Origin of the sequence: Marisediminitalea oceani (assembly GCF_003731635.1) — a bacterium.
GTDB classification, from domain to species: domain Bacteria; phylum Pseudomonadota; class Gammaproteobacteria; order Enterobacterales; family Alteromonadaceae; genus Alteromonas; species Alteromonas oceani.
In genome coordinates, this window is the sequence record NZ_RCUA01000070.1 from 140,032 (window position 1) to 152,054 (window position 12,023).

10 protein-coding genes are annotated in these 12,023 nt (G+C 50.2%); 3 read left to right on the forward strand and 7 right to left on the reverse strand.

The genetic code is table 11. From position 1 onward, the window contains the following. Positions 1-147 precede the first annotated feature (147 nt). Both D9T21_RS18235 and D9T21_RS18240 read left to right on the forward strand, forming a co-directional pair. Positions 148-1,053, forward strand: coding sequence for an ExeA family protein (locus D9T21_RS18235; protein WP_123326651.1), 906 nt, complete (start codon positions 148-150; stop codon positions 1,051-1,053). Then, positions 1,050-2,129 (forward strand): general secretion pathway protein GspB, encoded by a 1,080-nt coding sequence (locus tag D9T21_RS18240; protein WP_123326652.1) that lies wholly within the window; start codon positions 1,050-1,052, stop codon positions 2,127-2,129. The genes D9T21_RS18235 and D9T21_RS18240 overlap by 4 nt, the downstream gene beginning before the upstream one ends. A 19-nt stretch (positions 2,130-2,148) precedes the next feature. Here D9T21_RS18240 and D9T21_RS18245 read toward each other — a convergent pair whose 3' ends face one another. The 5 genes from D9T21_RS18245 to leuA form a co-directional block, all read right to left on the reverse strand. Further along, positions 2,149-3,366, reverse strand: a complete 1,218-nt coding sequence (locus D9T21_RS18245) for a cyclic di-GMP phosphodiesterase (RefSeq protein WP_123326653.1) — start codon at positions 3,364-3,366, stop codon at positions 2,149-2,151. A 131-nt stretch (positions 3,367-3,497) separates the two neighbouring features. Then, positions 3,498-4,109 carry a 3-isopropylmalate dehydratase small subunit gene (gene leuD / locus D9T21_RS18250; protein ID WP_123326654.1) on the reverse strand — a complete coding sequence of 204 codons (612 nt, stop codon included), beginning with the start codon at positions 4,107-4,109 and terminating at the stop codon, positions 3,498-3,500. 3 nt (positions 4,110-4,112) lie between these two features. After that, on the reverse strand, positions 4,113-5,513 hold the full coding sequence (leuC, locus tag D9T21_RS18255) for a 3-isopropylmalate dehydratase large subunit (protein ID WP_123326655.1): 1,401 nt from the start codon (positions 5,511-5,513) through the stop codon (positions 4,113-4,115). A 6-nt stretch (positions 5,514-5,519) separates the two neighbouring features. After that, the gene (leuB, locus tag D9T21_RS18260) at positions 5,520-6,617 is read right to left on the reverse strand and encodes a 3-isopropylmalate dehydrogenase (protein ID WP_123326656.1); all 1,098 of its coding nucleotides are present in this window, start codon (positions 6,615-6,617) and stop codon (positions 5,520-5,522) included. Then, positions 6,618-8,177, reverse strand: a complete 1,560-nt coding sequence (gene leuA, locus D9T21_RS18265) for a 2-isopropylmalate synthase (RefSeq protein WP_123326657.1) — start codon at positions 8,175-8,177, stop codon at positions 6,618-6,620. It abuts the gene before it with no gap. A 596-nt stretch (positions 8,178-8,773) separates the two neighbouring features. Here leuA and D9T21_RS18270 point away from each other — a divergent pair. Then, the gene (locus D9T21_RS18270; protein WP_241155754.1) at positions 8,774-9,910 is read left to right on the forward strand and encodes a DUF748 domain-containing protein; all 1,137 of its coding nucleotides are present in this window, start codon (positions 8,774-8,776) and stop codon (positions 9,908-9,910) included. Between the two features lie 10 nt (positions 9,911-9,920). Here D9T21_RS18270 and D9T21_RS18275 read toward each other — a convergent pair whose 3' ends face one another. Both D9T21_RS18275 and eno read right to left on the reverse strand, forming a co-directional pair. Further along, positions 9,921-10,613, reverse strand: a complete 693-nt coding sequence (locus D9T21_RS18275) for a hypothetical protein (protein ID WP_123326658.1) — start codon at positions 10,611-10,613, stop codon at positions 9,921-9,923. A 64-nt stretch (positions 10,614-10,677) separates the two neighbouring features. Next, complete coding sequence (gene eno, locus D9T21_RS18280; protein WP_123326659.1) at positions 10,678-11,970, reverse strand: phosphopyruvate hydratase; 1,293 nt, start codon at positions 11,968-11,970, stop codon at positions 10,678-10,680. Between the last annotated feature and the right edge of the window lie 53 nt (positions 11,971-12,023).

Consider the following 12,023-nt stretch of genomic DNA (forward strand, 5'->3'; position numbering starts at 1 on the left):
AACGAATTAAATCGATCAGATATCAGAGTAATTTAACAAAAGTACGATCTTGCCCTGCCTGAGTAAGCGCCTGAAAACACGGTGTTGTTGACTTCAACCGACAGTCTGATAGTTTACCGGACATATGGACAGTTCAGCTGGCACAACATGTTTTTACAATATTTCGGGTTAACTGATAATCCGTTCTCCATCGCGCCCAACCCCGATTACCTGTACATGAGCCCGCGCCACAAGGAAGCGCTGGCGCATCTTACCTTTGGGTTACGGGAAAGTGGTGGCTTCGTAATGCTAACCGGCGAAGTGGGCACCGGCAAAACGACCGTTTCGCGTAAGCTGTTGCAGCAGTTGCCCGATTCAACCCAGGTGGCGATGATTCTTAATCCCACCTTATCAGCTATTGAGTTGCTGGCAACGGTGTGCGATGAGCTTAATGTTGAAACCGATCCTAATCAGGCCAGCCTGAAATACTTTACCGATAAGATTTTGCAAAAACTGGCAGATAACCATAATGCTGGTAAAAACACCGTGCTGATGATTGATGAAGCGCAGCACCTGTTACCGGAAGTGCTCGAGCAACTGCGGTTGTTGACTAACCTGGAAACCAATCGCGAAAAGCTACTCAAGGTGGTGCTGATTGGTCAGCCTGAATTACAGCAATTGCTAAAACGTAATGAACTGCGTCAGTTAGCCCAGCGGATCACCGCACGTTATCATCTGCTACCGCTCAATGCTGACGAAGTAAAAGCTTATGTGAATCATCGCCTGAGCGTAGCCAACGGCGACATTTCGGTTTTCAGTGCTGCCACGGTGCGTACCATGTACCGCGTTACTGCCGGGATCCCTCGGGTAATTAATCTGCTTTGCGACCGGGCCATGACCCTGGCTTTTACCCAGCAAAAACCGGTAGTGAAAAAGCACCTGTTTTTAGCCGCGGCAGAACAAATTTTAGGTGAAGACGTTGTACAACAGCGCCTGCGCGGCCAGCAAACCCTGATATACGCCGGTATTTTCTTTAGCGCCCTGGTAGGCGGCTATTTATGGGGGATGGCATGAACCAGATCATTCCCATAGAACGAGCCACGCCTGGCATGATGATTGTGCAGGTGACGGCGCAAAATGGCCCGGTGAAAATCAAAAAGTCCGGCCTTATCACCAGCGATGCCATGATCCAGGGATTGATTGAGATGGGCGTGCAGGAAATTGAATATGATCCTGAGCAAACCGTTGAGATCTGCACCGATGAAGCCTTGGTGACCACCGAACAAACGCCTACCCAGGCACTGTTGCGCGGGCAATACGACACCCGTGCACAAAAAACCGACAGCGCCATTAGCGATCAGTTTAACCGCAGCTTATTCCTGCCTACAGTCAATGGCCTGCCCGGACAATGGCAACTTCTGGTTAAGCCTGTTATGACCGGATTATTACTTGCCATTGGTGGGGTAGCCACCGGCTACTTCCTGGCCGTAGGGCCGGCCATGCTTGAACAGTTATTAAATGGTCCGGACCCGGTCAGTGAGCGGGTTGTGAGTCAGACTATTGTTGCAGCGCCGTCAACGGTAGCGAGCTCTCCGTTAGCGGCCGTTGAGGATGCTAAGCCTACTGTTGAGAAAGCCGGTAAAGCAGAAGAAAACAGCTCATCAGAGCAAACGGCAAGTAACATGACGGCTAAAGTCGAAAGCGATACAGCAACGCCTGAACCTGTAGTTATTGAACCGGAAACGCCAGCGGCAGAAGACTATCCCGCGGTGGCAGACAATGAAACCGATAAGGTGGCTGTGTCGCCTGAATTGATGGCCCGGTTTAATAAAGTGCTAACCGACCTGGAAAAAGAAGAAGCGCGTGGTATAGAACCCTCAGCTGCAGAAACGGTGGTGACAGTGCACGATGATATTCAGCGGGTTGATCAGTTGCCGGCGCGTTTGCTTACCCGTTTACCAACCATGGATTTTAGTGCCCATATGTATGCCTCTGTACCCGCCGACCGCTGGGTGCGGGTGAATGGCGACGACAAGGGCGAAGGTGATTGGATTGCCGACCGCGTGCAGATAGTCAATATTGAAGCGCAACGGGTAATATTACGTTTCGAAGATGAAGTGTTTAGCATGACGGCGCTCACCGACTGGTAATTCCTGTGCAGGCAAGTGCTTATTCACTCACCTGTGGAATAAACACTTCCGTGAAAAACTTCGGCAGGTTTATGGCAAATTCATCGGGGCCAATACTACTTTCTATCTCATCGCTGCCTTTGGTCAGATCCACCCGTTTTACTTCCTGAAAATGGCCACTGTTGATACTGTAAAACGTCATCACCTGCGGTTGTAACAGATTAGATGGGTTGCGCCGGCTGACAATACCCAGTTTGCCACTTTTAAGCTTAACCAATGAACCAATAGGGTAGATGCCAAGAACGCCGATCAGGCGGTTTACCAGCGTTTGTTCAAGGCCCTTATTGTTAGCCAGTGCTTTGAGTATTTTGCTGGTCGGCATGGCATTGCCAAAGGGAGCAGGCATGCCTGACCGCGAAAACTCATCTACTACAGCCGCGAGCTGCGCCAGTGGCTCAATATCGTTTCCTATGAGTCCTTTGGGATAGCCCGAGCCATCAATGCGTTCGTGATGCTGACTGACGATGTCTTTGACTACTTCCGGCAGGTCATCGCTATGTTCTATGGCAGCCAGGGATTCATCGACATGGGTCTGATACATCATTAAATCAGTGCCGCTGAGTTGCTCTTCAGGCACGCAGAGCTCAGGCGGCAACTTCACCATACCGGTATCAATTAATAACCCGGCCAGGCTGGCATATTCAACCGATTGCTGATCAAACCCGGCAGCATCGGCCAGAATGGCCATGTGGATACTGCAATTCAGCGAGTGTTCAAGCAGGCTATCATTCCCGTGTTGAACCATGGATAAGCAAATCATCGCGGCCTGGTTTTCAAATACGCATTCCAGAATCTCCTGGGTCAGCGTACTCAATTTATTCACATCGGCGCCTTTGCCAGATTTTAACTGGTTAAGGAAATTTTGCTGTATTGCCATGGCTTTCTGGAACAGCTGTTCGGCTGCTTTCAGGCTATCGCTGGTAAGTGGCTCACTGCTGACTTCATGGTTAACGTTGTTGTCTGGTGGGATTTCGCTGGCTGGTTCCGCTGCGTTGGATGAAGAGGGCTCCGCGGCGGGTGTATTGCCCTTGTCGGTGTCTATTTCGACAAATTCAACGCCTTTGCTACGCAACTGATTAATCACGGCGTCTGAACGCACGACACCTTTGGAGCGTACTTTTACCTTGCCGGCCTCATCGAGTACCCGGTTTACGTACATGCCGGGGGTTAAATCATCGATGGCAATTCGTTGTAGCATTTCCTCTCCAGGACGGCTTATTTGTATAAGGGGGCGTTTTGCTAACTATAGCCTAACTGTATGGAGAAGAAATGAAAAAAACAAAAATTGCCGCTCATCTGGATCAAATAAGCGGCATTTAGCAGAGCGTGTTACAGCCAGGCGGGCTGTTTTGCTTCGAAGGACTCGATATCGTCGGTCAGCTCAAGGGTCTGGCCAATGGCATCCAGGCCTTTTACCAGATTGTTTTTGTGGTGTTCGGCAATCTCAAATGACATGCTGGTATCACCTACAGACACCGTTTGCGCAGGCAGGTCGATGCTGATTACCGCGCTGGCATCGTTTGCCACGGCCGCAAACAACACGTCCATCTCACTGCTGCTCAGTGCGATAGGCAGTAGCTGGTTGTTCATGCAGTTTCCGTAAAAGATATCGGCAAAGCTGGTAGCGATAACAGCTTTAAAGCCAAAGTCGGTTAACGCCCAGGGCGCGTGTTCACGGCTTGAACCACAACCGAAGTTTTCCCGGGCCAGCAAAATAGCAGCGCCCTGATGCTCCGGTTTATTCAGCACAAACTCAGGATTAGGCTCTTTCTCTTCCAGATCCAGATAGCGCCAGTCATGAAACAGGTGCTTACCAAAGCCGGCGCGGCTAACGCTGGTTAAAAATTGCTTGGGGATAATCTGATCGGTATCGACATTGGCCTGGTCAAGCGGGCAGGCGGTGCCGGTCAGGGTGGTAATGCCTGTGGTAGTCTGGCTCATAAATTACTCCTGAAAATCTCTGACGTCGGCAAACTTACCGCGTAATGCTGCGGCAGCGGCCATTGCCGGGCTAACCAGATGGGTACGGGCGCCGCGGCCCTGACGGCCTTCAAAGTTACGGTTACTGGTCGAAGCACAGCGATCGCCCGCGGTTAACAGGTCGTCGTTCATACCCAGACACATTGAGCAGCCCGGTAAGCGCCATTCAAAACCGGCGTCTTTAAAAATCACGTCCAGCTTTTCTTCCTCAGCCTGACGTTTAACCGCCGCTGAACCTGGCACAACCATTGCGGTAACGTTTGCCGCGACCTTGCCTTGTTTAGCAATGTGTGCCGCAGCGCGTAAATCTTCGATACGGCTGTTAGTACAAGAACCGATGAACACGTGAGAAACCGGCACATCACCTAATTTCTCACCGGCTTTCAGGCCCATGTACTGCAGGGCTTTGCGAGCTGATTCCTGTTCAACACTGTCGGTGAAGTCGTCCGGGCCGGGAACAGGTTGGTTGACGCCGATAACCTGGCCGGGGTTGGTGCCCCAGGTAACCTGTGGCGTGATATCTTTGGCTTCAAGCTCCACCACGGTATCAAACACGGCATCGCCGTCTGAGTACAGTGTTTGCCAGTATTCAACAGCTGCATCCCAGTCGGCACCCTGTGGGGCAAACTCACGGCCCTTAAGGTAGTCGAAGGTGGTTTGGTCTGGCGCAATCATGCCTGCCTTGGCACCTGCTTCGATGCTCATGTTACAGATGGTCATACGCTCTTCCATCGATAACGCTTCGATGGCTTCTCCGCAGTATTCAATAACGTGCGCGGTGGCACCGGCGTGACCAATCTTACCAATGATGGCCAGAATGATATCTTTGGCAGTTATGCCTACAGCCAGTTTACCGTTGACTTTGATCTGCATGGTTTTGCCACGGCTTTGCTTAAGCGTTTGCGTGGCCAGCACGTGTTCTACCTGCGAGGTACCGATACCGAATGCCAGGGCGCCAAACGCGCCGTGGGTAGCTGTATGCGAATCACCACATACTACGGTCATACCGGGCAGGATTAAGCCCAGCTCAGGACCCATCACGTGGACGATTCCCTGCTTCTGGTGACCTACGGGGAACAGCTTCACGCCATGTTCTTCACAGTTTTCAGCCAGGGTTTGCAGTTGCAGTTTGTTTTGCGGACCACAGGCATCCAGTGCCAGGCTGCGGGTAGAAATAGAGTGATCCATAGTAGCAAAGGTACGGTCCGGACGGCGCACCTTACGGCCTTTTTCGTTCAAACCGGCAAAGGCTTGCGGACTGGTGACCTCGTGGATCAAGTGGCGGTCGATGTAAATCAGGCTGTCATCACCCAACTGGCTGATGATGTGGGCCTGCCACACCTTGTCGTATAAGGTTTTAGCCATGAATAATTACTCCTGACCTAAAATAGATTTAACAATGGCATCGCCAACCTGCGAGGTGGAGGCGGCCTGGTCGCGCTTATCGGCGGGTAGCAGCTCGCCGGTTAAGATACCGGCTTCCAGTACCTCTATTACCGCTTTATCAATAGCGTCGGCTGCGGCTGCCTGATTCAGACTAAAGCGCAGCATCATCGAAGCAGACAGGATTTGCGCGATAGGGTTTGCAATGCCCTGACCAGCGATATCCGGTGCTGAACCTCCGGCCGGTTCGTACATACCGAAGCCGTCTTCGTTCAGACTGGCAGAAGGCAGTAAGCCCATAGAACCTGTGATCATGGCGCATTCATCAGACATGATGTCACCAAACAGGTTAGAACACAGCATGACATCGAACTGAGCCGGGTTTTTAACCAGCTGCATGGTAGCGTTATCAATATAGATGTGATCGAGGGCGACCTCAGGGTAGTCTTTGGCCACTTCTTCTGTGACTTCGCGCCACAGGCGGCTGCTCACCAGTACATTCGCTTTATCAACCGAGGTTACTCGCTTATCACGCTTCATAGCCGCTTCAAACGCGCTTATCGCGATGCGGCGGATTTCACGCTTGGAATAGCGCATAGTATCAAAGGCATATTCTTCTTCACCTTCACCGTCACGGCCTTTCGGCTGACCGAAGTAAATACCACTGGTAAGTTCGCGGATAACCAGTACGTCCACACCGCTGGCGGCGATGTCTTTACGCAGCGGGGATAAGTCTTCCAGACCCGCATATATTTTGGCCGGGCGCAGGTTACTGAACAAATCAAAATGGCTGCGCAGGGTTAACAGTGCCGCACGCTCCGGGCGTTGTTCCAGTGGCAGGGTATCCCACTTAGGGCCACCAATAGAACCAAACAGAATGGCATCGGCCTGCTCGCAGCCGAGTAGCGTTTTGGCTGGCAGCGCTTCACCTTCGGTATCAATGGCGTAACCACCAACAGGATAAGCAGTACGGTTAAAGGTGATGGCAAACTTCTGTTCGATGGCATCCAATACTTTATTGGCTTCCTGCATCACTTCCGGGCCGATGCCGTCACCGGCAAGCACGGCAATGTTAAACTGGCTCATTTATACTCCTGCTACGCGTTCTTGTTGGTTCTTCTGCTGATCAATCTGGTCAGCAAGATAGGTGTTGTTTAAAACGAAAATCAGTGCTTTAACACCGGCTTCTACGATATCTGTGGCCAGACCCAGACCGTGGAAACGGCGGCCCTTGTATTCAGTGATAACGCTAACCGACGCCAGCGCATCTGCACCTTCGCCTTTAGAATCTAATTTAAAGTCGACCACTTCCAGGTCGTTGTGACCCAGCATCGACATAATGGCTTTGTACGAGGCATCCACCGGACCGTTACCGGTCTCACAGCGGGTCACCAGTTCATCGCCAATTTTTAACTGCACGGTGGCGCTGGGGATAATTTCTTTCCCTGACGTGGCGTGCAAATAGGTTAACTGATAATGCGCCTGATCGTGTTTTTGCTGATCGAAAAACAGCAGCGCTTCTAAATCATAGTCGTAAACCTGACCTTTTTTGTCGGCCAGATTCAAAAATGCCGAATAAATGGCTTCTAAATCGTAATCAGTATCTTTGTAACCCAGCTCCTGTAAGCGGTGCTTGATAACATGACGGCCGGAACGCGAGGTCATGTTCAGGTTATTTTTATTAATACCCACACTTTCCGGTGTCATGATCTCATAGGTATTTTGCGCTTTTAAGACACCATCCTGGTGGATGCCGGAAGAGTGGCTAAAGGCGTTTGCACCAACAATGGCTTTATTGGCCTGTACCGGCATATTACACAGCTGGCTGACCAGCTTCGAGGTACGACTGATCTCTTTGCTGTTGATATTGGTGTTCAGGCCGTAAAGAGCATGGCGGGTTTGCAGGATCATGGCGATTTCTTCCAGCGAGCTGTTACCCGCACGCTCACCAATACCGTTAATGGTACCTTCTACCTGACGGGCGCCATTTTCAATTGCCGCCAGTGAGTTGGCTACTGCCAGTCCTAAATCGTTATGACAGTGCACGGAAATCGTGGCTTTATCAATGTTAGGCACACGCTCGAATAACTGGCGGATAATGCCGCCGAATTCGGTGGGTGTGGTATAGCCTACGGTATCCGGAATATTAACCGTGGTGGCACCGGCGGCAATGACTGCCTCAACCATGCGAGCCAGATAACCAATTTCAGTACGTCCGGCATCTTCACAGGAAAACTCTATGTCATCGGTGTACTGGCGAGCACGTTTAACTGCGGCAACAGCCATCTCAACCACATCATCCTGAGATTTACGTAATTTATTATTTACGTGAATTTCGGATGTTGCGATAAAGGTATGAATGCGGAACTGGTCTGCGACTTTCAGCGCTTCACCACAGGCATCAATGTCGGCCGGTACGGCGCGAGATAAACCTGCAACCGTTGAGTTTTTGATTTCCCTGGCAATCATTTGCACAGATTTGAAATCGCCCGGTGAGGACACCGGAAAGCCCGCTTCGATAATATCAACGCCAAGACGCTCGAGGGCCAGTGCGATCTGCAGTTTTTCTTTTACACTTAAACTGGCTGGCAAGGCTTGTTCGCCGTCACGCAAGGTCGTATCAAATATTTTTACCTGATTCGTCATGGCTGTCTCTCGTTGATTTTAGTTAAAAAAAAACCCGTGCTGTGCACGGGTTTTATGTATTGATTCGATGGTCGCAATCTACCCGTGCAATCTGGCTGCCATAAGGAGTAGAAAAGATAAAGTAAACGTACGCGGCATTGACGAAACCTGTTGTTTGCTGCATGTGCGACCTGTCCGATGCCCGATAATTTACAGCCTGAACCGCAGCAGGTCAACCACTGATTCTGATTTTTGGTATAAATTTTAGTTATAAATTACTGCATAACAAAAAAATTAGGATGAAATTTCTAAGCTGAGCAAAAATTAGTTTTTTTATTTCGCCATTCGGGACACCAATTGGGTCATGAGCCAGAATCAAGGTTGCTGTGACCAGATACAAAGTTGTTGCTTCAGGCCGGTTTTATCCTGCGCTGTGTAAATTTTGCTTGTAAGTGACTTGCAGAGTACTGATTAAATTCTTAGCTATTCATTTCTGCTCGATATTTCTTACTGAATTTCAATAGATTGCATAGTTATCAGGAAGCCCAGAACAAACAGTCTAAGCTGGCACCAAACTTGAAACTTCTCAGTGATAACAACGGCGAAAGGAAAGCATAGTGAGCAGCAACAAGATAGCAAAAAGAGTGAAGTATCTGGCTATAGGCCTGGGGTTGCTGGTGATTGTTCGCTTAAGTTTGCCTTTTACGGTGCAGTGGTACATCAACGACACACTCGATGAAGGCGAGACATTCACCGGGGTAGTGGGGGATGCGGATATTATGCTGTGGCGTGGCGCTTACGCGCTCAATGATGTGGTGATCATGAAACGCAACGGTAAAGTGAATGAGCCCTTATTCGAGGCCAGCCAGGTTGACTTCAGCTTACTCTGGTCGGCAATCTTTGATGGCGCATTGGTTGCAGAGGTTTTTTTGCAGCAACCGCAACTAAACTTCGTAGATGGCGGCACTGACGCATCGAGCCAGTCTGGTGAGGATGAAAAGTGGCTTTATCTGGCCGATCAGCTGGTGCCATTGAAAGTGGATCGGCTGGAAATAGAGCAGGGTGTTATCAGTTTCCAAAATCCAGACACCCGCCCACCAATCAACGTTCGCCTTCACCATGTTAATGCGGTGGTTAAAAATCTCGTCAATAGTCGCGCGTTATCGCGAAACCTGATTGCCACTATAAATGCTTCGGCGAGCACTGAAAGCCAGGGCGCTATCACGCTGTCGGGCTCGCTTAATCCGGCTACCAAACAACCCACTTTCGATCTCAATCTGCAAGCCAGTGATATTGCCTTAATTAACTTTAAAAACTTGTTGGATACCTATGCGCCCTTTGATTTAGAAGCCGGAAAACTTGAGCTCGCCTTTGAACTGGCCAGCGAGCAGGGCGAGGTTACCGGCTATGCCAAACCGGTGCTGCACAACCTGGAAGTATTTAGCTGGAAAGGCGATGTTAAGCGTGATGATGATGGCTTACTCAGATCCCTTGCTGAAGCGTTTTCCGGTTTCATTGCCGAGATATTTGAAAATCAGGGTAAGGATCAGATTGCTACCCGAATTCCTATCAGCGGTTCACTTAATGATGTTGATACACCTGTTATCACCACTTTGGCCGGGATCCTGGAAAATGCGTTTATACAGGCCTTCAACGGTAATCTGGAAAACAGTGTGGAATGGCAGGACGTGACAGCCGAAGACTCCGAAAATGATACCGCAGAGAAACCATCTATTGTTGAAGAGGACGTATAAGCAGTGCGTGTTATTTATTATCGAAGCGTTGTGGTTCGCTGAACTTGCGCCAGTTAAGGGTACTGACTAGTAAGATTTCACGTAAGGTAAGTGTACGGGGCGAGGTGCGTCCTTTGTGATTCCAGGTGTGGCCGCAGCACGCTGCCGTCATAACTGCTTTTGATGGCTTTACCAGTGACAGGGTGATGTGTTCTCTGTCCGTATAGCGGGCAGGGCTTTCTACCGGTGTACCGCTAAAATCAAACCAGCCAAATTTATTCACATGCAACGTTTGGTTTTCTGGCTGCACATGATCAATAGAGTCGAGCTCTAGATGCTCATTATCGAACTCCTGAACCCATACCGGCACGACCAGGCCTACTTTGGCATGTTCGGCAAACCAGGCGTTGGTTTTGCCCGTGTCGTTACTGCGAGCGGGATTTTTCGCTGCCTGTCTGGCCTGCCAGCTGGCATTGTGTTCATCCAGTTCCAAAGGCACGGCTTTAGCTGCCAGGAAACGAGCAGTGCGTCTGACATGATGGCTCAGGCCGGCAATACGTCGGCGCAATAAACTGGTTTGGTTGGGGCCTTGTTGGGCGATAAGCGCTAACTCGCGCTCATATAAAGCGTTACACAACTCAGCGATGATACGTTGGGATGTGTCTGATTCGACCGCATTAAAGAAGTCGGATTGATGTGACGCCGGGTCGGAGGAATGCGCCATTAGCGTTTTGATTGTGGGGACAGCATCAAAAAGTTGGCGGGCAATGTTGCCCGCCAGCTTAAGATTACTGACCTTTAATTTCGCTACGGCCGTTGTAAGCTGCGTTGCCAGCCAGCGCTTCTTCGATGCGCAGTAACTGGTTATACTTAGCTACACGGTCTGAACGACACAGTGAACCGGTTTTAATCTGGCCCGCTGCGGTACCTACTGCCAGGTCGGCAATAGTGGCGTCTTCAGTTTCACCTGAACGGTGCGAGATAACCGCAGTAAAGCCGGCATCTTTAGCCATCTTGATCGCTTCTAGGGTTTCGGTTAATGAACCAATTTGGTTAAATTTGATCAGGATAGAGTTACCGATACCGTTTTCGGTACCACGCTTCAGGATCTTAGTATTGGTTACGAACAGGTCGTCACCAACCAGTTGCACTTTGTCACCAATTTTCTTAGTCAGGCTCGCCCAGCCATCCCAGTCGCTTTCGTCAAGACCATCTTCGATAGACACGATTGGATACTGTTCGCACAGCTCTGCCAGGTAGTCACCAAAGGCTTCTGAATCAAATGACTTGTCTTCACCAGACAGAACGTATTTGCCTTCTTTGTAGAACTCAGAGGCCGCACAGTCGAGTGCCAGGGTCACGTCTTCGTTCATCTTGTAACCGGCTTTTTCTACCGCTTCAACGATTACTGCGAGGGCTTCTGCGTTTGAGCTCAGGTTAGGGGCAAAACCACCTTCATCACCAACGGCAGTATTGAGGCCTTTGGCGCTCAGAACTTTTTTCAGGTTGTGAAAGATTTCAGCACCCATGCGCAGCGCTTCTTTAAAGCTCTTCGCGCCAACCGGCTGTACCATGAATTCCTGAATATCAACGTTGTTGTCGGCGTGCTCACCACCGTTGATGATGTTCATCATAGGTACTGGCATAGAGTACTGACCGGAGGTGCCGTTAAGGTCGGCAATGTGCTCGTAAAGTGCAACGCCTTTCTCGATGGCTGCGGCTTTGGCAACGGCCAGTGATACCGCCAGGATGGCATTTGCACCCAGGGTTTCTTTGTTTTCGGTGCCGTCCAGATCGATCATGGTTTTATCGATCTCAGTCTGAGCGACGGGATCCATGCCAATCAGGGCTGGTGCGATTTTCTCGTTTACTGCTGCTACGGCTTTTTCTACACCTTTACCCATGTAGCGGCCTTTATCGCCGTCGCGCAATTCCAGTGCTTCGCGTGAACCGGTAGAGGCACCAGATGGTGCACAGGCGCGACCCATAACACCTGAGTCTAAATATACGTCTGCTTCTACCGTGGGGTTACCACGAGAGTCCAGAATTTCACGTCCAATGATACGCGAGATCTTCGCCATTTTTTCTTCCTCAACAATAATAATGGCACTGCGGGAGTAGTCAGTGCCGGGTT